At 66.1% G+C, this 21,677-nt stretch carries 19 protein-coding genes; 10 read left to right on the forward strand and 9 right to left on the reverse strand.

Annotated elements, in window-relative coordinates; genetic code table 11:
* Positions 1 to 30 precede the first annotated feature (30 nt).
* Positions 31 to 2,109 (reverse strand): NAD-dependent DNA ligase LigA, encoded by a 2,079-nt coding sequence (gene ligA, locus OKW87_RS15050; RefSeq protein ID WP_265540722.1) that lies wholly within the window; start codon positions 2,107 to 2,109, stop codon positions 31 to 33.
* 72 nt (positions 2,110 to 2,181) lie between these two features.
* Here ligA and OKW87_RS15055 point away from each other — a divergent pair, with 72 nt between their 5' ends.
* Both OKW87_RS15055 and OKW87_RS15060 read left to right on the forward strand, forming a co-directional pair.
* A complete protein-coding gene (locus OKW87_RS15055; protein ID WP_265540724.1) occupies positions 2,182 to 3,348 on the forward strand; it encodes an MBL fold metallo-hydrolase in 1,167 nt (388 codons plus the stop codon).
* Between the two features lie 84 nt (positions 3,349 to 3,432).
* Positions 3,433 to 3,900, forward strand: a complete 468-nt coding sequence (locus tag OKW87_RS15060) for a hypothetical protein (RefSeq protein WP_265540725.1) — start codon at positions 3,433 to 3,435, stop codon at positions 3,898 to 3,900.
* 6 nt (positions 3,901 to 3,906) lie between these two features.
* Here the strand turns inward: OKW87_RS15060 and OKW87_RS15065 are convergent, their stop codons facing one another.
* A complete protein-coding gene (locus OKW87_RS15065) occupies positions 3,907 to 4,455 on the reverse strand; it encodes a DUF3617 domain-containing protein (protein WP_265540726.1) in 549 nt (182 codons plus the stop codon).
* Between the two features lie 53 nt (positions 4,456 to 4,508).
* Between OKW87_RS15065 and uvrB the strand changes: the two genes are divergently transcribed.
* The 3 genes from uvrB to OKW87_RS15080 all read left to right on the forward strand — a co-directional run bounded on the left by uvrB (position 4,509) and on the right by OKW87_RS15080 (position 7,803).
* Positions 4,509 to 6,707, forward strand: coding sequence for an excinuclease ABC subunit UvrB (gene uvrB, locus OKW87_RS15070; RefSeq protein ID WP_265540727.1), 2,199 nt, complete (start codon positions 4,509 to 4,511; stop codon positions 6,705 to 6,707).
* A gap of 78 nt (positions 6,708 to 6,785) precedes the next feature.
* Positions 6,786 to 7,211 (forward strand): hemerythrin domain-containing protein, encoded by a 426-nt coding sequence (locus tag OKW87_RS15075; RefSeq protein ID WP_265540728.1) that lies wholly within the window; start codon positions 6,786 to 6,788, stop codon positions 7,209 to 7,211.
* Between the two features lie 43 nt (positions 7,212 to 7,254).
* Entirely contained in the window at positions 7,255 to 7,803 is a 549-nt protein-coding gene (locus OKW87_RS15080) for a hypothetical protein (RefSeq protein WP_265540729.1), read from the forward strand.
* 389 nt (positions 7,804 to 8,192) lie between these two features.
* On the opposite strand, the gene OKW87_RS15085 is transcribed toward OKW87_RS15080, so the two are convergent.
* Complete coding sequence (locus OKW87_RS15085; RefSeq protein ID WP_265540730.1) at positions 8,193 to 8,420, reverse strand: hypothetical protein; 228 nt, start codon at positions 8,418 to 8,420, stop codon at positions 8,193 to 8,195.
* Complete coding sequence (gene mutS / locus OKW87_RS15090) at positions 8,417 to 10,999, reverse strand: DNA mismatch repair protein MutS (RefSeq protein WP_265544150.1); 2,583 nt, start codon at positions 10,997 to 10,999, stop codon at positions 8,417 to 8,419. The genes OKW87_RS15085 and mutS overlap by 4 nt, the downstream gene beginning before the upstream one ends.
* Positions 11,000 to 11,121: 122 nt before the next feature.
* On the opposite strand from mutS, the gene OKW87_RS15095 reads away from it, so the two are divergent.
* Positions 11,122 to 13,380: an NADP-dependent malic enzyme gene (locus tag OKW87_RS15095; RefSeq protein WP_265540731.1), complete on the forward strand. Its 2,259-nt coding sequence runs from the start codon at positions 11,122 to 11,124 to the stop codon at positions 13,378 to 13,380.
* Here the strand turns inward: OKW87_RS15095 and OKW87_RS15100 are convergent.
* Complete coding sequence (locus tag OKW87_RS15100; protein ID WP_265540732.1) at positions 13,377 to 14,162, reverse strand: SDR family oxidoreductase; 786 nt, start codon at positions 14,160 to 14,162, stop codon at positions 13,377 to 13,379. The two genes, OKW87_RS15095 and OKW87_RS15100, sit on opposite strands and share 4 nt — an antisense overlap.
* A gap of 167 nt (positions 14,163 to 14,329) precedes the next feature.
* Positions 14,330 to 15,490: an acyl-CoA dehydrogenase family protein gene (locus tag OKW87_RS15105; protein WP_265540733.1), complete on the reverse strand. Its 1,161-nt coding sequence runs from the start codon at positions 15,488 to 15,490 to the stop codon at positions 14,330 to 14,332.
* A gap of 146 nt (positions 15,491 to 15,636) precedes the next feature.
* Between OKW87_RS15105 and OKW87_RS15110 the strand changes: the two genes are divergently transcribed.
* From OKW87_RS15110 to OKW87_RS15120, 3 genes are read left to right on the forward strand one after another with little or no spacing between them, the layout of a single operon-like run.
* The gene (locus OKW87_RS15110; RefSeq protein WP_265540734.1) at positions 15,637 to 17,079 is read left to right on the forward strand and encodes an MFS transporter; all 1,443 of its coding nucleotides are present in this window, start codon (positions 15,637 to 15,639) and stop codon (positions 17,077 to 17,079) included.
* A 19-nt stretch (positions 17,080 to 17,098) separates the two neighbouring features.
* Positions 17,099 to 17,344, forward strand: a complete 246-nt coding sequence (locus OKW87_RS15115; protein WP_265540735.1) for an AbrB/MazE/SpoVT family DNA-binding domain-containing protein — start codon at positions 17,099 to 17,101, stop codon at positions 17,342 to 17,344.
* A 1-nt stretch (position 17,345) separates the two neighbouring features.
* Positions 17,346 to 17,756, forward strand: coding sequence for a type II toxin-antitoxin system death-on-curing family toxin (locus OKW87_RS15120; protein WP_265540736.1), 411 nt, complete (start codon positions 17,346 to 17,348; stop codon positions 17,754 to 17,756).
* Positions 17,757 to 17,792: 36 nt separating this feature from the next.
* On the opposite strand, the gene OKW87_RS15125 is transcribed toward OKW87_RS15120, so the two are convergent.
* Entirely contained in the window at positions 17,793 to 17,963 is a 171-nt protein-coding gene (locus OKW87_RS15125; protein ID WP_265540737.1) for a hypothetical protein, read from the reverse strand.
* Positions 17,964 to 17,977: 14 nt separating this feature from the next.
* Positions 17,978 to 19,261: an isocitrate lyase gene (gene aceA, locus OKW87_RS15130; RefSeq protein WP_265540738.1), complete on the reverse strand. Its 1,284-nt coding sequence runs from the start codon at positions 19,259 to 19,261 to the stop codon at positions 17,978 to 17,980.
* A 176-nt stretch (positions 19,262 to 19,437) separates the two neighbouring features.
* Between aceA and OKW87_RS15135 the strand changes: the two genes are divergently transcribed.
* A complete protein-coding gene (locus OKW87_RS15135; protein ID WP_265540739.1) occupies positions 19,438 to 20,817 on the forward strand; it encodes a helix-turn-helix domain-containing protein in 1,380 nt (459 codons plus the stop codon).
* A 12-nt stretch (positions 20,818 to 20,829) separates the two neighbouring features.
* Here the strand turns inward: OKW87_RS15135 and OKW87_RS15140 are convergent, their stop codons facing one another.
* Positions 20,830 to 21,567 carry a Crp/Fnr family transcriptional regulator gene (locus OKW87_RS15140; protein WP_265540740.1) on the reverse strand — a complete coding sequence of 246 codons (738 nt, stop codon included), beginning with the start codon at positions 21,565 to 21,567 and terminating at the stop codon, positions 20,830 to 20,832.
* Between the last annotated feature and the right edge of the window lie 110 nt (positions 21,568 to 21,677).

Genomic DNA, 21,677 nt, shown 5'->3' on the forward strand with positions numbered 1-21,677 from the left:
GCGATTCCACTTTGCTGCGTTGCAAAAAAGTCACTGCGATTTCTGGACAATTTCGCGCCAATCCTGCTCCGAAATGACGCGAATCTGCAGTTCCGCGGCCTTTTTGAGCTTCGAGCCGGCCCCCGGGCCCGCGATCACGAGATCGGTCTTCGCGGAGACCGATCCGGCGACCCGCGCGCCCAGCAACTCGGCCTGCGCCTTCGCTTCGTCGCGACTCAGCGACTCGAGGCTGCCGGTGAAGACCAATGTCATCCCAGTCACTTCCGAGTCGCGCGCGGTCACGATGAAGGGGGGCGGGGCGACCTGGTCGAGCAGGTCGTTCCAGGCCTGGATATTGTGCGCTTCATGAAAGAAGTCGCCGAGCGCCGCGACGACGATAGGGCCCACGCCGTCGATCGCCGCGAACTCCGCCAGCGCATCCGCATCGCCCGCGCGCGCGTCTTCGGCCGCGGCGCGCAGCGCGGGCAAAGTGGTGAAATGCTTAATCAGGTCACGCGCGGTGATCTGGCCGACATGGCGGATGCCGAGCCCGAACAGCAGCCGGGCCGCATCGGGTGCGCGCTTGGCTTCGATCGCAGCATAGAGCGCGTCGACCGACTTGGCCTGCCACCCCTCGCGCCCGACCAGCGCGTCGCGCTTCTCGGACAGGCGGAAAATGTCCGCGGGTTCGGTGATCCAGCCGAGATCGAGAAACTCGACCAGCGTCTTTTCGCCCAACCCTTCGATATCCAGCGCGCCCCGGCTGACGAAATGCTTGAGCCGCTCGAGCCGCTGCGCCGGGCAGATCAGCCCGCCGGTGCAGCGGACATCCACCTCGCCTTCCTCGGCGACCGCTTCGGAGCCGCAGCGCGGGCAGTGATCCGGGAAAACATAAGCCGGGCGATCCTCGTCGCGGCTGAGATTTTCGACGATCTGCGGGATCACGTCGCCCGCGCGCTGAAGGATGACGCGATCACCGGGGCGAACCCCCAACCGGGCGATCTCGTCGGCATTGTGCAGCGTCGCGTTGCGCACGACGACACCGCCGACGGTGACGGGTTCGAGCTTGGCGACCGGGGTCAGCTTGCCGGTGCGGCCGACCTGGATCTCGATGTCGTTGAGCCGGGTCTGGGCGCGTTCGGCAGGAAATTTATGCGCGACCGCCCAGCGCGGGGCGCGGCCGACGAAGCCCAGTCGCGCCTGCCAGTCGATCCGATCGAGCTTGTAGACGACGCCGTCGATGTCGAAGGGCAGATCGGCGCGCTGCGCCTCGATCGTGCGATATTGGGCGAGTGCCGCGTCGAGCGTGTCGCTACGGACCAGCAGATCGGAAACCGGGAAACCCCAGCCGGCGATCCGGCGCATCGCGTCATACTGGCCGGCGGCCAGATCCTCCGAGACTTCGCCCCAGCCCCAGGCGAGGAAGCGAAGCGGCCGCACTGCGGTGACGCCGGCATCCTTCTGGCGCAGCGAGCCCGCGGCCGCGTTGCGCGGGTTGGCGAATTGGCGCGCCTTTGCCGGGTCCTCGGCCTCGTCGAGCAAGCGGGCGTTGAGCGCGAGGAACGCGGCTTTCTCCATATAGACCTCGCCGCGCACTTCGACGATTTCCGGGACCGAGCCCGGCAATAGATCGGGGATGTCGTCCATCGTCCGGACATTGGCGGTCACGTCTTCGCCCACCTGCCCGTCGCCCCGGGTGAGCGCTCGGACAAGGCGCCCTTGCTCGTAGCGCAGCGAACAGGACAGGCCATCGATCTTGGGCTCCGCGGTGAGCGTGATCGGCGCATGGGGCGCGAGGCTCAGGAAGCGGCGGACTCGGCCGAGAAAATCGGCGACATCCTCGTCCGAAAAGGCATTGTCGAGGCTGAACATCGGCCGTGCATGCGCGATCTTCGAGAGATGCGCGGCCGGCGCGGAGCCCACCATGCGCGAGGGCGAATCGGCGCGGATGAGCGCGGGAAAAGCCGCTTCGATCGCCGCGTTGCGGCGCACCAGCGCGTCGAACTCGGCATCGCTGATCTCGGGCGCATCCTCGGAATGGTAGCGCCGGTTGTGATGCGCGATCTCGGCGGCAAGCGTCGCGAGTTCGGCGGCGGCTTCATCGTCGGTCTGGGGCAGCGCGGTGGTCATGCGTGGGGGTTAGGGGAGGGGCAGGGCGGCGATCAAGCTTGATTGCGTCGCCACAGGCCGCGACAAAGCGCGATGCGTGTCCTGAAAATTCTCCTGGCGCTACTGTTGTGGACCGTCGTTGCGGTGTGTCTGGCGCTGACGATCGTGCCGCATTTCCTCGATCGCATCTATTATCGCGGAGCGGCGAGCAGCCATTTCGACGGCGCGCGCTTCTTCAATCCGGACGGCGACGACGAGCGGATCGCAGCGCCGGGCGGACGCAGCCGCGCGGGCTTCATCGCGCGGCGGATCTTCGGCGACAGCGACCAGCCCGAATGGCCGGCCGCGGTTGCCGTGCGGACTTCGAAGCCTCCGGCGCGAGTCGAGGGCAGCGCGATGCTCGCGACCTGGGTGGGGCACGCCACGCTGCTGGTGCAGGCCGATGGCCTCAACATATTGGCCGACCCGATCTGGAGCGAGCAAGCCGGTCCCTTCGGCTTCGGTCCGCGCCGGGTTGCGGCGCCGGGGGTGCGCTTCGAGGATCTGCCGAAGATCGACCTCATCCTCGTCAGCCACAACCATTATGATCATATGGACCTGGCGACCCTCAGGCGGCTGTGGGACCGCGATCGGCCGATGATCGTCACGAGCCTCGGCAACGACAGCGTCATCGCGCAGGCCGGCGTGGCCGCGCATGCGCTCGACTGGGGGCAGCGGCGCGCGGTGCGGCCGGGGGTGGGGGTGACGGTCATGCGCAACCACCATTGGGGCAGCCGCTGGTTCAGGGACCGCAACCGGGCCTTGTGGTCGAGCTTCGTCGTGACGCTTCCCGGCGGCAATTTCTTCTTCGCGGGCGATACCGGGCTCGGCGATGGCGAATGGCCCGCGGAAGCAGCGGCGCTCGGCCCGATCCGCCTCGCCGCGATTCCGATCGGCGCCTTCCGCTTCGCGCCCGGGCAGATGTCGAGCGGTAGCCATATCGGTCCGTTGGAGGCGGTCCGGGTCTGGGAAGGGCTGGGTCGCCCGCAGGCGATCCCGATTCACTGGGGCACCTTCAGGCTCTCCAGCGAAGGCTATGATACGCCCCCGCGCATGCTTGATGCGGCGATGCAGTGCGCCGGCGCGGACAGATCCGCCTTCGCGCCGATCGCGATCGGGCAGGCGGTGGCGGTTCCGCCGCTGGGGCAGGCTGCGCCGCAGAGTCGGTGGGAGGGAGTCGAACGCTGCCGCCGCCAAGGTGTATTCGACCGCTTTCGTTGAACGGAACGCGTCGCGCGACGCAGGTGCTTGAGGCGGATCGGAGTCGCGCGTAGCATCGGGCTAACGGGAGGGGGGCCTGAACCGATGACACGAAGCGCGCTGCAAGCGCCGCACCGCTATGACACCACGATCGATCGCGTCGGCATCGCGCTGGGCGTCGGCAGTGTGCTGGCGGGCGGGATCATCGTCGGACTGTTGCTGCTCGGCGGACAGCGTGCGCCGCTGACGCTGATGGGTGGATGGGCGATCGGCAGCCTGTTTTCGGGCATCGCCATCGCCGCGGTCGGGGGACCGCTCTGGCTGGTGATGCATGTCGCCGGGCTAAGGCGAGCGCGGCATGCCGCTCTGGTCGGTGCGGTGACGGCGATGGCGATCTTCGTCGGCGCGCAGACCTATGGCTTCGGAATGTTCGAAATGCCGCCGATGGACAATCGCGCCTGGCTGTTTCGCTGGCTGAGCGCGATCGCCACCAGTGCCTTGCTGGCGGGGATCGCCGCGGCGATCGGCGCGATCATGTGGCGGATCGCCTATCGCCCGCAGCTCGGCGGCTAGGCGCGCTCAGCCCTTGCAATCGCCGACGCGGGTGCCGGTCGAGCGCATCTTGACGACGGCGTAGTTCGGCTGGCCGGCCACGCCGCTGCGGTTCTCCGTCGCGACGTCGAACTGGGTGCTCGATGTCGTGCCCTTGATGAAGATCTCGGTCACGGGTGCCTCGAACTTGCTGCACTTGATGTGCGCATCGACCTGACCCGCGCCCGAATTGAAACGGAGGAAGGTGCAGGTGCCGGCGGCCTTCTCCAGCTTCTCGATGTCGAACGGCTTCAATTGCTCGGCAGTGCGGCATTCGGTGGTGGTTCGCTCCAGCGCCTTGGCGGCGCGGAGCTGCGCCGCGCTGTTCGCACCCGCCTGGACGTCCTCGATCCGCAGCTCGGCCTTCCACAGCCCGGGCTTGACCGCGGTCTTGGGCGCCGCGGCCTTGAGCAAGCCCGCGACCTGATCGATGTCGGCATTGACGACCTTGATCTCGCCCGTATCGGCGGCGTGTTTTTCCTCGGCGGACTGGCAGCCGGCCAGCGCAAGCGCTGCGATCAGGACGGAGGCGCGCATATCATCTTCCCTGGAGCTTTTCGCGTGGGCGCTCACACCCCATATTGCCAGCGATGGCAATCCAGATTCGCACCAACCTCGCCGAGCCGGATACCGGCGACACCTTCATCCCGCATCGGCCCAACCGGCCGGACAAGCTGGAGGGGGGCAGGCGTTTCGAACTCGTCTCCGACTATGAGCCGGCGGGCGACCAGCGTTTCGCGATCCCCGAACTGGTCGAGCAGGCGCGCGCGGGCGAGCGCGATCAGGTGCTGCTGGGGGTCACCGGATCGGGCAAGACCTACACCGTCGCCAAGGTGATCGAGGAATTGCAGCGCCCGGCGCTGATCCTTGCCCCCAACAAGATCCTGGCGGCGCAGCTCTATGGCGAGTTCAAGGCCTTCTTCCCGAACAATGCCGTCGAATTCTTCGTCAGCTATTATGATTATTACCAGCCCGAGGCCTATGTGCCGCGTTCGGACACGTACATCGAGAAGGAAAGCTCGGTGAACGAGGCGATCGACCGGATGCGCCATTCGGCCACCCGATCGCTCCTCGAGCGCGACGACGTGATCATCGTCGCTTCGGTTTCCTGTCTCTACGGGATCGGCTCGGTCGAAACCTATTCGGCGATGATCTTCGACCTGAAGAAGGGCCAGGTCGCCGACCAGCGCGAGGTGATCCGCAAGCTGGTCGCACTCCAGTATAAGCGCAACGATCAGGCCTTCGCCCGCGGGAATTTCCGGGTGCGGGGCGACAGCCTCGAAATCTTCCCGTCGCATTATGAGGATACCGCCTGGCGGATCAGCTTCTTCGGCGACGATATCGAGGATATCACCGAATTCGATCCGCTGACCGGATCGAAGGTGGCGAGCCTCAACTATGTCCGCGTCTTTGCCAATTCGCATTATGTGACGCCGGGGCCGACGCTCAAGCAGGCGATGGGCGCGATCAAGCATGAGCTGACCGAACGGCTCAAGGAGCTGGAGGCCGAGGGCAAATTGCTAGAGCTGCAGCGGCTCGAGCAGCGCACCAATTTCGATCTCGAGATGATCGCGGCCACCGGCAGCTGCGCGGGCATCGAGAATTATTCGCGCTTCCTCACCGGCCGGATGCCCGGCGAGCCGCCGCCCACGCTCTTCGAATATCTGCCCGAGAATGCTTTGCTGTTCGTCGACGAGAGCCACCAGACGATCGGCCAGATCAACGGCATGTCGCGCGGCGATCACAAAAGGAAGATCACGCTCGCCGAATATGGCTTCCGCCTGCCCTCGGCGATCGACAACCGGCCGTTGCGGTTCAACGAGTGGGACGCGATGCGCCCCCAGACCACCTATGTCTCGGCGACCCCGGGCGCGTGGGAGCTGGAGCAGACCGGTGGCGTCTTCTCCGAGCAGGTGATCCGCCCGACCGGGCTGATCGATCCGCCGGTCGAGATCAAGCCGGTCGAGGAGCAGGTCCAGGATCTCATCGTCGAGTGCCGCAAGACCACCGAGCTCGGCTATCGCAGCCTCGTCACCACGCTGACCAAGCGGATGGCCGAGGATTTGACCGAATATATGCACGAGGCCGGGATCAAGGTCCGCTACATGCATTCGGATACCGAGACGCTGGAGCGGATCGAACTGATCCGCGATCTGCGGATGGGCGTCTATGACGTGCTGATCGGCATCAACCTGCTGCGCGAAGGGCTCGACATCCCCGAATGCGGGCTCGTCGCGATCCTCGATGCCGACAAGGAAGGCTTCCTGCGCTCGGAAACCTCCCTAATACAGACGATCGGCCGCGCCGCGCGCAACGTCGACGGTCGGGTCATCCTCTATGCGGATCGCATGACCGGCAGCATGGAGCGCGCGATTCGAGAGACCGACCGCCGCCGCGAGAAGCAGCACGCGTACAATCTCGAGCACGGCATCACGCCGACCACGATCAAGCGCAACATCGGCGACATCATCTCGCACGTCGCATCGAAGGATCAGGTCACCGTCAAGATCGACGAGGATCGCCCCCACATGGTCGGCCACAATCTCCGCTCCTACATCGAGAGCCTGGAAAAGAAGATGCGCGACGCTGCCGCCAATCTCGAATTCGAGGAGGCCGGGCGCCTGCGCGACGAGATTCGCAGTCTCGAGGCCGAGGAACTCGGATTGCCCGCCAGCGAGCATAAGGCACCGATTATGGGCCGCTCCAACGAAGGCAAGGCCGGTACCCGCAAGGGGCGCTATGGCAAGGAGAGCAAGATGCGGATGGGTTCGAACGGGCGGCGGCGCTGATCGACCCGGCGGGGACTCTACGTACTATCGCCGAAGGCTCGGCTGTGTTGTGGGTCCGCGCCTCGGGAGAAATCCATAATGCCCTCGATCTCACAGCTTTGCGCGGAACATCGGGCTCTTGAAGCCCATGCCGCGCAGTTGCTCCGGATCGTCTCGGCGAGCGTGCCGGATACGGCGGCGGTCGCGGCGATGCGGTGGACGATGGCGCAACAGCTTTTCTCGCATTGCGCGCGCAAGGACCGCGCGATTTATGAGGCGTTGCGGGATTCGGGCGACGATGCGGCGGTCGAACTCGCCGAACGCTATCGCGATCAGCATCGCGCTCTGGCGAGAAGCTTCGCCGCCTATATCGATGCGTGGCCGCTGGGCAGGATCGCCTGCGAATGGGAAAGGTTCGGCGCAGAATCCGAAGCCGCACTCGAGGCGCTCGCCGCCGGCATCGCGCTGGAGAAGGACGGCCTGAACACGCTTGCCCTGCACGTGATCGAGGCTCGCGCCGCCTGATCGGCGGTTGAGCCAGCGCAACAGTTCGCCCATAAGGCGCCGCATGCGCAAACTCCTGATGATCGCAACAATTTCCGCCGCTTCGCTGGCCGTGACAGGCTGCGTGACGCCATCCGAGCCGGAGCCCCGGCCGGCACCGGCTGCGCCTGTACCGATCCCTGCGCCAGCCCCGGCTCCGGCGCCGGCTCCGCTGGGGGCGGATTGGCGCGATTGGCCGCTGACGCCGGGCACCTGGACCTATCGCCAGGACGGTCGCGGCAGCATCGCCTTGTTCGGGGTGGCTGGCCAGGATGCGGTTTTCACGCTGCGCTGCGATCGCGATCGTGCCCGACTCTATCTCTCGCGCCGGGCGGGATCTGCGACGACGCCGGCGACGGCCGTGTTGCGAACGTCGACGCTGCTGCGCACGCTGAGCATGGCACCGACCGGCGGCACACCGCATTATCTCGCCGCCGAACTGGGCGTGCGCGATGCGTTGCCGGATGCGATGGGCTACAGCCGCGGACGCTTCGTGATGGAGAGTGCCGGATTGCCGACCTTGGTGATCCCGGCCTGGGCCGAAATCCTGCGCGTGGCGGAGGATTGCCGCTAGTCCGGGAGGCTCGCGCCCAGACCTGTGAGAATCGTCGATATCGCAACGTAAAACAAGACTTGTTCTGCGACTCGCGCTGATTCATGATGCCTGCACGTGCCGGTGGCGGCACGCTGTTTCAACTAGCGAAAGGAGGTGATCCGATGTCTCATGGTTCAGCAAAGGGGTCGGTTCAGTTCGTTCGGGAGACGCGCCGCTGAGCTGAGGCGGGGACGGAAGCCCTCCGTCCTTCAGGCAAGCGGGAGGTATTCTCCTCCAATCAACGCCTGCCAGCCGAAAGCATTGCGGCCCGCATGGTCTCCCGCGCTCGGAGCTTCCGATCGCTGACCATGTCGGAGGTCGCCGGATACGCTGGGAAGCGTGTCCGGCGGCCTTCTTCGTTTTGGAGCTTAGCCGCTGACGATCGGGTGGCTGAGGCGCAGCTCGTCGGCGATCCGCTCGACGCAGGCGATTTCCGCTGACGCCCCATTTGGCGTGATGCTCCAGTTGCAATGTGCGTGCGTCGCAAGATCGTAGACGCGGACCGGCCCGATCACGGTTTTCCAGCGCCGGCGATTACCGCCGATCCTGCGCAGCAATGTCGCAAGGAACAGGTCCTGAAGGTCGTGCGTGGTCATGCTCCGTCCGCCGCGAGCTTCTTGAGCCGATAGAGCAAATCGAGCGCGTCGCGCGGGCTGAGCGCATCGACGTCCACGCATTCCAGTTCGGTGCGCAGCGCATCGACGGCTTCGGCCTCCTGCTCCGCCAACGCGGCGAACAGCGGCAGATCGTCGAGCCCCGCCGCGAGCCCGCCGGTCTTCGCGCGTCCCGCCTCCAATTTTTCGAGCACCGCCTTGGCGCGCTTGAGTGTGGTCGGCGGCAGGCCGGCGAGCCGTGCGACCGCGATCCCGAAGCTGCGATCGGCGGGGCCGTCGGCAACTTCGTGGAGCAGGACCAGGTCGCCCTTATATTCGCGCGCGCGGACATGGTGCAGGCTCAGCGCCTCGCATCGCTCGGCCAGCCGGGTCAGTTCGTGATAATGCGTCGCGAACAGGCAGCGGCAGCGATTATCCTCGTGGATCGCCTCGACCACCGCCCATGCGATGGCGAGCCCGTCATAGGTGCTGGTGCCGCGCCCGACCTCGTCGAGGATCACGAAGCTGCGCGGGGTGGCCTGCGCCAGGATCGCCGCGGTCTCGACCATCTCCACCATGAAGGTCGAGCGACCGCGCGCCAGATTGTCGGAGGCGCCAACGCGGCTGAACAGGCGATCGACCAGCCCGAGCTTGGCGCGGGTGGCGGGCACATAGCTGCCGGCCTGCGCGAGCACCGCGATCAGCGCATTCTGGCGCAGGAAGGTCGATTTGCCGCCCATATTGGGGCCGGTGACCAGCCACAGTCGCGAACTTTCGGAAAGCGAACAGTCGTTCGCCACGAAGCGCCCGCCCGAGCGTGCAATCGCTTCCTCTACCACCGGATGGCGCCCGCCCTCGATCTCGAAACAGGCATGATCAACGAGCGCAGGTCGTGCCCAACCGCCTTCGGCGGCGCGTTCGGCCAGCGCGGCGGACACGTCGATCCGGGCGAGCGCGTCAGCGGTGGCGGCGATCGCCTCGCGTCGTTCGAGCGCGGTGGCGGTAAGCTCTTCGAGATGCGCGGCCTCGGCGGCGAGCGCGTGGGCGCCGGCCTGCGTCACCTTGATCGCCACGTCGTGAAGATCGGGCGCGTTGAAGCGGACCACGCCGGCGAGCGTCTGGCGATGGGTGAAGCCGCTGTCGGCGGCCATCAGCGGATCGGCGCTCCGGGCGGCGACTTCGATATGGTAGCCGAGCACGCCATTATGCTTGATCTTGAGCGCGCCGATGCCGGTTCGCTGGCGATAGTCGGCCTCCAACGCCGCAATTGCCCGCCGCCCGCCCGCGCCTGCGTCGCGCAGGTCGTCGAGCGCGGCGTCGTAGCCTTCCGCAATGTACCCCCCTTTGTCGGCTTCGATCGGCGGCTCGGGGACGAGCGCGCGCGCGAGCAGGTCGATGAGCGCGCCGTGGCCGCGCATCAGCGGGATCAGCGCGGCGAGCAACGGCGGCATATCGGGCAGCGCGTCCAGCCGCTCGCCCAGCCGCCAGGCGCCATCCAGCCCGTCCCGGAGCTGGCCGAGATCGCGCGGGGATCCCCGTCCCGCCGCGAGCCGGCCCAGCGCACGGCCGATATCGGGCAGCGCCCGCAGTGCGCCGCGCACGAGGTCGCGCAGCCCCGGATCGTCGTGGAAGCGCTGGACCAGATCGAGCCGCGCCTCGACGGCGGTTCGATCCATCAGCGGCGCAGCGATATCGGCGCCTAATAGCCGCGCGCCGGCGCCGGTGATCGTCCGATCGACGCTGTCGAGCAGGCTGCCTTTGCGCACCCCCGCCTGGCTGATGCAGAGTTCGAGGCTGTCGCGCGTCGCGGGATCGATCGCCATCGTCGCATCGGTGCGGCTCAGCCGGGGCGGGCGCAGGAAGGGCAGCGCACCCCGCGCGGTATGATCGAGATAGGCGACCAGCCCGCCCGCGGCGGCGAGTGCCGCGCGCGAGAAACTGCCGAATCCGTCCAGTGTCGCGACGCCGTATAGCCGCTTCAGTCTCGTCTCGCCCGCCGTGCTGTCGAAATCCGCCTTTGGCCGCATCGTCGTGCCCAGATCGGGAAAGGCTGATGCTTCGCAGACGATGATCTCGGCGGGGGCGAGCCGCGCGATCTCGGCGGAGACGCGATCCGCGTCGGTCTCGACGACTTCGAACCTGCCGGTAGAAATGTCGGCGCAGGCGATCACCACCTGGTCGCCGACTTCGCCGATACTGGCGCACCAGTTCGCCGAGCGGCTGTCGAGCAGCGCTTCCTCGGTCAGCGTGCCGGCCGTGACCACGCGGACGATCGCGCGTGCGACAAGCGCTTTGGCGCCCATCCGCTTCCTGGCTTGTTCGGGCGTTTCGATCTGTTCGGCGATCGCGACACGATGCCCCGCCTTGATCAGCCGCGCGAGATAGCCCTCCATCGCATGGATCGGCACGCCGCACATCGGGATGCGCTCGCCTTCATGCTCGCCGCGCCCGGTCAGCGCGATATCGAGGCAGGCGCTGGCAATCTTCGCATCGTCGAAGAACAGCTCGAAGAAATCGCCCATGCGATAGAAAAGCAGGCAATCCTCGGCCTCTGCCTTGAGCGCCAGATATTGCGCCATCATCGGGGACGGGGCTGCCGAGGACATCACAGCGACGCCTAGCGGATGCGAAGCCCCGATCAACACCCGGGGCGGGTTTTCTTGGGGACAAGTCGTGCCTAAAGGGGGCGGATCAGGAGAGATGCATGTCCGACGAAGCCAACGTCCAGTTCTCGGAGCGCGAGGCGCTGCTCTACCATTCCGAGGGGCGGCCCGGTAAGATCGAGATCGTCGCGTCCAAGCCGATGGCGACCCAGCGCGATCTGGCGCTGGCTTATTCGCCTGGCGTCGCGGTGCCCGTGCTGGCGATCGCCGAAAATCCGGCGCTGGCATATGATTATACCGCGAAGGGCAATCTGGTCGCGGTGATCTCCAACGGCACGGCGATCCTCGGTCTCGGCAATCTCGGCGCACTTGCGTCCAAGCCGGTGATGGAGGGCAAGGCAGTGCTCTTCAAACGCTTCGCCGACGTCGATTCGATCGATATCGAACTCAAGACCGAGGACGTCGATCGCTTCATCGACGCGGTCGAACTGATGGAGCCGAGCTTCGGCGGCATCAATCTGGAGGACATCAAGTCGCCGGAATGTTTCGTGATCGAGCAGACGCTGCGCGAACGGATGAACATTCCGGTCTTCCACGACGACCAGCACGGCACCGCGATCATCGCCGCAGCGGGGATCATCAACGCGCTGTATCTCACCGGGCGCGACATCAAGACGACGCATGTCGTGGTGCTGGGCGCCGGCGCGGCGGCGATCGCTTGCGCCGAGCTGATCAAGGCGATGGGCCTGCCGCACGACAATCTGCTGATGCTCGATCTCAAGGGCGTGATCTACCAGGGCCGCGAGGAGAGCATGAATCAGTGGAAGTCGGCCCATGCGGTCAACACCACGAAGCGCAGCCTGGCCGACGCGCTCGACGGGGCGGACGTGTTCCTCGGGCTCGCCTCGGCCAATTCCCTGCCACCCGAATTGCTCAAGACGATGGCGCCGAAGCCGATCATCTTCGCGATGGCGAACCCGAACCCGGAGATCAGCCCACCGGTCGCGAAGGCCGCGCGGCCCGACGCGATCATCGCCACTGGGCGTTCTGATTATCCGAACCAGGTCAACAACGTGCTCGGTTTCCCGTTCATCTTCCGCGGCGCGCTCGATGTGCGCGCGACGACGATCAACGATGCGATGAAGGTCGCCGCGGCGCAGGCACTCGCCCAACTCGCCCGCCAGCAGGTGCCCGAGGAAGTCGCGGCTGCCTATGGTACGCAGCATACGTTCGGCCCCGATTATATCATCCCTGCGCCCTTCGACCCACGGCTGATGGAGCTGGTGCCCGCCGCCGTCGCGCAGGCGGCGATGGATTCAGGGGTGGCGACCAAGCCGATCGCCGACATGGCGGCCTATCGACAATCGCTGAAGGCGCGATTGAACCCGACGACGTCGGTTCTCAGCCTCGCCTATGAAGGTGCGCGCGCGCACCCCAAGCGCGTGATCTTCGCCGAGGGCGAAGAGGAAGTCGTGCTCCGTGCCGCGATCGCGTTCAAGGAAGGCGGCTATGGCACGCCGGTGCTGGTCGGCCGCGAGTCGGTGGCCGAACGGCTGCGCATGCTCGGCGCCGACGCCGACGAGTTCGAAGTCCATAACAGCGTCAATTCACCGCTCGTTCCGCGGATGGTCGAGTTCCTCTACCAACGGCTGCAGCGGCGGGGCTATCTGCGCCGTGATATCGAGCGGATGGTCAATCGCGATCGCAATATCTTCGGCGCCTTGCTGCTCCAGCTGGGCGAGGCCGATGCTATGCTCACCGGCGTCACCCGCACATATGCCGAGACGATGCGCCAGGTGAAGCGCGTGATCGACTATCAGGAGGGCCGCACTGCGTTCGGCGTCCATGTCCTGGTCGGCCAGTCGCATACCGTGTTCATGGCCGACACCACGGTCAACGAGCGGCCCAACGCGGAGGAGCTTGCCGACATCGCCGAGGGCACCGCCCAAGTCGCGCGGCGGATGGGGCATGAGCCGCGCGTCGCTTTCCTCAGCTACTCCAATTTCGGCAATCCCGAAGGCCGCTGGCTCGACAATGTCCGCGGCGCGATCAAGTTGCTCGACCAGCGCGGTGCCGAGTTTGAATATGAGGGCGAGATGTCGCCCGACGTCGCGCTCAATCCGCGCCAGATGGCGAACTATCCCTTCGCGCGGCTCTCGGGCCCGGCGAATGTGCTGATCATGCCGGGGCTCCAATCTGCCAACATCTCGGCAAAGTTGCTGCGCGAACTGGGCGGGGATTCGACGATCGGCCCGATGCTGATCGGCATGGAAAAGCCGGTCCAGATCGCGCCGATGACCGCGACGGCGAGCGAATTGGTGACGCTGGCGGTGCTCGCGGCGGGAGGGATTGCGCGCTAGCTGTCGATACTGCCTCCGAGTGAGGCGTTGACGAGGCCGCCATCGACGGTGAGCGTCTCGCCGACCACATAGTCGCCCGCCCGGCTCGCGAGGTAGATTGCGGCGCCGGACATGTCCTCGGCGACGCCGATGCGGCGCGCGGGGATCCGCTTGGCGACGCCGTCGGCATGATCGCGCGCGGCCTTGTTCATGTCGCTCGGGAAGGCGCCGGGCGCGAGCGAGGATACGACGATATCGTCCTGGATCAGCCGCGCGGCCATGCGGCGAGTGAGGTGGATCAGCGCCGCCTTCGACGCCTGATAGCTGTAGGTCTCCCACGGATTGACGCGCTGGCCGTCAATGGAGGTGATGTTGATCACCTTCGCGGGCCGCTCGGCCGCGCCCGCCTTGAGCAGGCCGTGGAGCGCCTGGGTCAGGAAGAAGGGCGACTTGACGTTCAGGTCCATCACCTTGTCCCAGCCAGCTTCGGGAAATTCGTCGAAGGGCATGCCCCAGGCGGCGCCGGCATTGTTGACGAGGATGTCGAGGCGCGGCTCGCGCTCGGCGATCGCAGCGGCGAGGGCCCTGCACCCTTCGACGGTCGAGATGTCCATCGGCAGCGAAATGCAGTTTGGGCCCAGTTCGGCCGCGGTTGCGTCGCAGGCGTCGGCCTTGCGCGCCGAGATATAGACCTTGGCGCCCTGGGCGATGAAGCCCTGGGCAATCATCCGGCCGATCCCGCGCGAGCCGCCGGTGACGAGGGCGACGCGGCCGTCGAGCCGGAACAGGGTATTGGTATCCATGTCTTCTTCTCCTGTTTTCCCTCTCCCCTTGTGGGAGAGGGAGGGAGGCGCGAAGCGCCGGAAGGTGAGGGGGAGTTGGGCCGAGGTGGCTCTAATCCCCCTCATCCTTCCCACGCCTTCGGCGCGGGCCCCTTCCTTCTCCCACGAGGGGAGAAGGAGAAAGCTAGTTACCCGCCCCGCTTCAGCGTTTCCCTTGCGATGATCAGCTGCTGGATCTGGCTGGTGCCCTCATAGATCCGGAACAACCGCACGTCGCGGTAGAGCCGTTCGATGCCATAGTCGGCGATATAGCCTGCGCCGCCGAAGATCTGGACGGCGCAATCGGCGACGCGGCCGACCATCTCGCTCGCGAAATATTTGGCGGCGGCGGCCTCCATCGTGGTGTTGGCGCCGGCGTCCTTGGCGGCCGCGGTCTCGAGCACCAGCGCGCGCGCGGCGAGCGCCTCGGTCTTCGAGTCCGCCAGCATCGCCTGGATCAGCTGATGCTCGGCGATCGGCTTGCCGAATTGCTTGCGCTCGCGGGCATAGGCTACGCAATCGGCGATCAGCCGTTCGGCGACACCGACGCAGACCGCCGAGATGTGAAGCCGGCCGCGATCGAGCACCTGCATCGCGATGCGAAAACCTTCGCCCTCCGCGCCGAGCCGATAGGCGGCGGGGACGGGGGTTTCGTCGAAGGTCACATCGGCGACCTTGGCGCCCTTCTGGCCCATCTTCTTCTCGGGCTCGCCGATCGAGACGCCGGGCAGGTCTCGCGGTACCAGAAAGGCGGAGACGCCGCGGCCGCCGGGCTCGTCGCCGGTACGCGCCATCACCGTGAACAGCTGCGCCTTGTCGGCATTGGTGATGTAGCGCTTTGTGCCCGAGAGCCGATAGACGTCGGCCCCATTCTCATCCTTGGCGCGAACCACGCGCGTCTTCACTGCGCCCGAATCCGATCCGACATCGGGCTCGGTCAACGCAAAGCTGGTAATGATTTCGCCGCTCGCAATCCGGGGCAGCCATTCGGCCTTCTGCGCGGGCGTGCCGGCCAGGACCAACCCTTGGCTGCCGATGCCGACATTGGTGCCGAAAGTGGAGCGGAAGGCGGGGGTGGTGCGGCCGAGCTCGATCGCGACCTTGCATTCCTCGAGCATCGTCAGCCCCAGTCCGCCATATTCCCCGGCGATCGAAAGGCCGAACAGGCCGAGCTCGCGCATCTCCGCCACCACGTCGGCCGGGACCTCGTCGGCTTCCTCGACCGCGCCTTCCAAAGGGCGAAGCCGCTCGGTCACGAAGCGACGAATCGTGCCGATGAGTGTGTCAAACGTGTCGGCGTCGAGCGGCATGCGCAAGCGTTCCTGTTGTTCGAAGGGCAACGGTATAGCGCCGTAGCCGATCGGGACAAGCCATACCCGATCTTCCAATCGTCGCGGATTGACGCGCTCCGGCTCCTATCTATGCTGGCGGCAACGGATCGACCGAAAGGAGCAGGATGCACGCGGACCAAGCCAATGCCGGCGGCGCGGCGGTCCCGCCGGTGCGCCGGGTTCGCCAGTCGACGATGCTCTCTTATGGGTTCGGTGCGGTCGCGTACGGGGTCAAGGACTTCGCCTTCTCGACCTTCCTTTTGCTTTTCTACAATCAGGTGTTGGGGCTGCCCTCGGCGCGGGTCGGCTTCGCGATCATGTGTGCGCTTTTGCTCGACGCGTTCATCGATCCGGCGATCGGCTTTCTTTCCGACCGCACCCGGAGCCGATGGGGGCGGCGGCATCCCTGGATGTATGCCTCCGCCGCGCCGATCGCGCTGGGCTGGCTGTTGCTGTGGAACCCGCCGACCTGGTCGAACCAGGCGATGCTGGTTTGGGTGTTCGCCAGCGCCGTGCTCGTCCGCACCGCGGTCTCCGCCTACGAAGTGCCCTCGCAGGCGCTGAGCCCGGAACTCTCGGCCGATTATGACGAGCGGACGCGGATCATGGCTTATCGCTATCTGTTCGGCTGGGTCGGCGCGATGGCGATGCTGATGGCCTCCTACGGCTATTTCCTCTCGGGCGGCCTCCTCGATCGGCAGGGCTATATCGGCTTCTCGGTGGGCGGCGCGGTGGCGATGTTCGTCGCGATCCTCGTGTCGGCGCTGGGCACGCACCGCGAGATCGGACGGCTGCCGCGGCCCGAGATCGAAAAGCAATCGATCGGCGCCAATTTCCGCGACCTCAAGGAGACGGTGCGCAACCGCGCCTTCCTGATCCTGATGGCGGCGGGAGTCTGCTATTATTCGGCGCAGGGGATCGCCTATGCGCTGTCCAACTATCTCTATGCGCACGTCTGGGGTTTTCGCGGCGGCGATTTTCAGTGGCTCGGGCTGACGCTGTTGGCCGGAGCGACGGGCGCCTTCCTGATCGCGCCGCGGCTGGCCAAGCGGACCGGCAAGCCGCTGGCGGCGATGGGCTTCATGGCGGCGGCGGCAATATTGCTGACTGCGCCTTACTGGCTACGGCTCGCCGGACTGTTTCCCGAGCCCGGCAACCCGCTGCTCCTGCCGATCCTGCTGTCGATCTTCACCCTCAATACGGTCTGCGCAGTGTCCTCGACGATCCTCGGCGCGTCGATGATGGCCGATGTCGTCGAACATTCGGAGATGGAGACGGGGCGCCGGTCCGAAGGCGTGTTCTTCGCTGGCTTCTTCTTCGTCCAGAAATGCACCAGCGGGCTGGGCATCTTCGCGGCGGGGCTGATCCTGTCGATCGCGGGCTTTCCCGAAGCGGCGAAGCCCGGGACCGTGCCGGCGGAGACGATCGACCGGCTGACGATCCTGTTCGCGACGCTCTACATGACGCTCGCCTTCGCCGCGGCCTTTTTCTACCGGCGCTTCCCGTTCGGGAAGACCGAGCATCTGGCGCGGGTGGCGCGGCTAGCTGAGGCTGGCAGAGAGAGCTGAGCTCTGTTATAACCTCCGTATGAACAAGCCTGCGAACCTTCCCAAGCCTCTCAAGCTGATTAAAATCGGTAACTCGATGGGGGTGATATTGCCGCGGGAGGTTCTCGCCCGGCTCGGAGTCGAGGCGGGTGACACGTTGAGCGTCACCGAGGTTCCTCACGGCATCGAAATGCGCCGCCACGACGGCGGGTTCGAAGAGCAGATGAGCGTCGCTCGCGAAGTGATGAAACGGCGACGCAATGCACTGCGCGAGCTCGCAAAGTGAGATGGCCGATGCGGATTGGATCTGGGTCGAAATCGCAGTAGCTATCGCTGCGCATGGCGAGCAATTGGCGGAGCATGGCGGGGCCGCCGGGGTGCGAGACATGTCGATGCTCGAAAGCGCGATGGCGCGGCCTCTCAATCTCATTGCCTATGAAGAGCCCGATGCTGCGGACCTTGCCGCAAGCTATGCTTTCGGGATTGCGCGCAATCATCCCTTCGTGGACGGCAACAAGCGCACGGCCGCAGTGGTCAGCGAAACCTTCCTCATGCTCAATGGGCTGCGTCTGGAATGCGACGATGTCGAACTCGTCGTGACCTTCTTCGCGCTTGCAGCCGGTGAGCTTTCGCCCGAAGCGTTGGCCGCCTGGTTCCGCGCCCACATCGGGGATGCGGAAACACCCGCCGGAGGGTGAACCTCCGGCGGGCATCCTTTCCTCCCCAGGAAAGTCTCAGGCGTCGGCGATGCGGCCGAGGCGGTGGTAGAGGTGCGAGAATTTGATCGAATCGGGTTCGTCGCGGATCTTCTGGAGGTGGCTGCCGACCGCTTCGCGGATCAGACGGAAATCCTCGGTCGAGAAGACGGCGCGGCTGCGCTGGGGTTCTTTTTGGGGCTCGCTCATCGGTCTGGACTCCTTCACGCGGCTTGCTTGTTGAACTGGGCGGCTTCGGTCGATTCGGCGAGGGCGGTGGTCGAGCTCGCGCCGCCGGCGACGGTCTGGGCGATCGCATCGAAATAACCGGTGCCGACTTCGCGCTGGTGACGCGTCGCGGTGTAACCATTCGCTTCGGCGGCGAATTCGGCCTGCTGAAGCTCCGAATAGGCCGCCATGCCGCGATCGCGATAGCCGCGCGCCAGCTCGAACATGCCGTAATTGAGCTGGTGGAAGCCGGCGAGCGTGACGAACTGGAACTTGTAGCCCATCGCCCCGATCTCGCGCTGGAAGCGGGCGATGTCATCCCTGTCGAGATTGGCCTCCCAGTTGAAGCTGGGCGAGCAGTTATAGGCCAGCATCTTGCCCGGATGCGCGCGCTTGATCGCCTCGGCGAAGCGGCGGGCTTCGTCGAGATTGGGCTTGCTCGTCTCCCACCACAAAAGATCGGCATGCGCCGCGAAGGCGAGGCCGCGCTTGATGCAGTGATCGACGCCGCTGCCCTCCTTGAGGCGATAGAAGCCCTCGGCGGTGCGTTCGCCGGTGAGGAATTCATGATCGCGCTCGTCGACATCCGACGTGATCAGCTTCGCGCTTTCCGCATCGGTGCGGGCACAGATCACCGTCGGCACGCCGCTGACGTCGGCGGCAAGGCGCGCCGCGTCGAGGTTGCGGATATGCGCCTGGGTGGGGATCAGCACCTTGCCGCCGAGATGGCCGCATTTCTTCTCCGAGGCGAGCTGGTCCTCATAATGGACCCCGGCGGCGCCGGCGGCGATATAGGCCTTCATGATCTCGAAGCAGTTCAGCGGCCCGCCGAAGCCTGCTTCGGCATCGGCGACGATCGGCGCGAACCAGTCGCGGGTGGCGCCGCCCTCCATATGCTCGATCTGGTCGGCGCGCTGGAGAGCGTTGTTGATCCGCTTCGCCAGCTCGGGGCCGGCATTGGCGGGGTAGAGCGATTGATCGGGGTACATGGCGCCGGCGGTGTTGGCGTCGGCTGCCACCTGCCAGCCGGAGAGATAGATCGCCTTCAACCCGGCGCGCACCTGTTGCATCGCCTGATTGCCCGACATCGCGCCCAGCGCGTGGACATAGTCCTCGGTCTTGAGCAACTCCCAAAGCTTCAGCGCGCCGCGGCGAGCGATCGTATGCTCGATCGGGAGCGAGCCGCGCAGCCGGACCACATCCTCGGCCGAATAAGGGCGGACGATGCCGTCGAACCGGCCCGTGGGGGCAGGAATCAGATCCTCGAGGCGCAGCGTCATTGTCATATCCTTGACTGTTTCGCCGCACGTGTTGACGCATCTCGTGGGAGACGACCATCGCTTCTAGTGCAAAAAGCGGGTCCGATTGTCCGGTAGCGCCACTAAGGCGGTTGCAATGTTGTAAATAAATGACAGGATTGTCGGACTGCGGTTTCAGGAACGGTGGCCCTCGGCACATGGTCGAACGCAAGCTCTTTGCCGGACATGCGGTGCGCCGGCTGCGGCGCCAGATGGCGCTGACGCAGGCGGCGATGGCCGAGGCACTCGCGGTGTCCCCCAGCTATCTGAACCTGATCGAGCGCAACCAGCGACCGCTGACCGCGACGCTGATGATGCGGCTGGCGGAAACCTATGATTTCGATCCGCGGACGCTGGGCGCGAGCGAGCCCGGCGGCGGCAGCGATGCGATGCGGCGGCGGCTGGGCGATCCGATCTTCGCCGATCTCGAAATCGATCGACATCAGCTGGAGGAATGGCTGGCGGCTGCGCCCGGCGGGGCCGAGGCGTTCGCGCGGGCCTATGACCGGCTGGGCGGCGGGATTGCGGCAGGGGATGCTGCACCCGATCCGGCGGCGCAGGTGCGCCGCGAAGTCGAGCGCTGGCGCAACCATTTCGCCGATCTCGACGCGGCGGCGGAGGCGCTGGCCGACGAATTGCGGATGGGGGCCGGCGATCCCTATGGCGCGATGGCCGAGCGGCTGCGGGTCAAGCACCAGCTATCGGTGCGGATCCTGCCGCGCGAGGTGATGGGCGAGCGGCTCAAGCGGCTGGATCTGCACGCGCGGCAGATCCAATTGTCCGAGATGCTGGACGCACCCGCGCGCAGCTTTGCGCTGGCCGAGCGACTGTCGCACGAAGCGCAGGGGCAGATCGACGCGCTGGTGAGGGGGGCCGGGTTCGAGCGCGTCGGAGAACGGCTGCTGCGTCGGCACCTGACCGGCTATTTCGCGGCCGCGGTGATGATGCCCTATGCGCGTTTCCTGCGGGCGTGCGAGGCGAGCGGCTATGATCCGGAGCTGCTGCAGCGGCGCTTCGGGGCGAGCTTCGCCCAGGTGGCGCATCGGCTGACGACGCTGCAGCGGGTGGGGGCTCGGGGGCTGCCCTTCTTCCTGGTGCGGGTCGATCGTGCGGGGCAGGTCTCCAAACGCTATGGCGGCGCGAGCGGATCGCCGATGGTCGACGGACCGACTTTGTGCCCCCTGTGGAACCTGTTCGAGACGTTTGCGCGGCCCGACGAGCTGTTGTCCCAGTTGGTCGAGCTGGAGGATGGCAGCCGCTGGTTCACGATGGCGCGCTGCGTACATCCGCAGGACGGGCGCGTGGGCGGCATGCGGGCGCGCTTCGCGATCGGACTGGGCGTCGCGGCGAGCGAGGCGTCTACGCTGGCGGCGGCGGGCGGGCGTGATCTGGCGGGGCGGGCTGTTCCGATCGGGCTTGGCTGCCGGGCCTGCACGCGGATGGATTGTCCGCAGCGATCGGCACCTCCGGCCGGGCGCGCGATGCTGGTCAACGAGCGGGAGAGCGGAATATCGCCGTTCGGCTTTGCGGGGGACTGAAGGTCCCCCGCCTCAAGCCGCAAGCACCAGCCGGGCCTTGTTGAGGCGCCCGTGGAGATAATTGTCGTCGAAGCCGGCGATGCGCGCCAGCTTGGCCGGATCGATGATCTTGAGCGAGCCCGATCGCAACTCCATCACTTTCTCGAGCCGGAGTCGGCGCAGAACCCGGTTTACGTGAACCGGGGTCAGGCCCACCGCGTCGGCCAGGACGATCTGGGTCAGCGGCATCTCGCAGCGATCGTCGGTCGCCATGCCGATGTTGCGCATGCGGATATAGAGCTCGCACATCAGGTGCGCGACTCGCTCGGTGGCCTTGCGGCGGCCCATGCTGACGATCCACGCGCGCAATATTCCCTGATCGACGAGCTGCGACCACCAGAAGGCGCGGGTGATCGATGGGCGCGATTCGACCAGCGCCTCCATCTGGGTATGGGGGATTGCCGCTACTCGCGATTTGGTCAGCGTGACGATGCTGTGATCCATTTCTTCGAGCACCGAGATATGGACATCGCAGAAATCGCCCGGAAGCATGAAGGCGATGATCTGGCGGCCGCCATCGGGCAATATCTTGTAGCGGAAGGCCCAACCCTCCAGCATCACGAACACCGGATCGGGGCAATCGCCCTCGCGGATGAGGTGAAAGCCCGCGGGCAGTTCGCGCGTGCTCTGACAGGCCGCGGTCAGCAGCGCGACTTCATCTTCGGTCAGGGGGCCGTGTCCCCGCAGGCGTTGAGCAAAGGGGTTGGACATGGATACTCCCGATGCCGGCTTAATCTATATGAGGATGTGCACATTAACGCAGGTTATGATGCAAATGTCGAACTCGTGCATGATAGGGCATTGCCGGCACGCGAATTCAG

It is taken from the genome of Sphingomonas sp. M1-B02, assembly GCF_026167525.1.
GTDB lineage: Bacteria > Pseudomonadota > Alphaproteobacteria > Sphingomonadales > Sphingomonadaceae > Sphingomonas.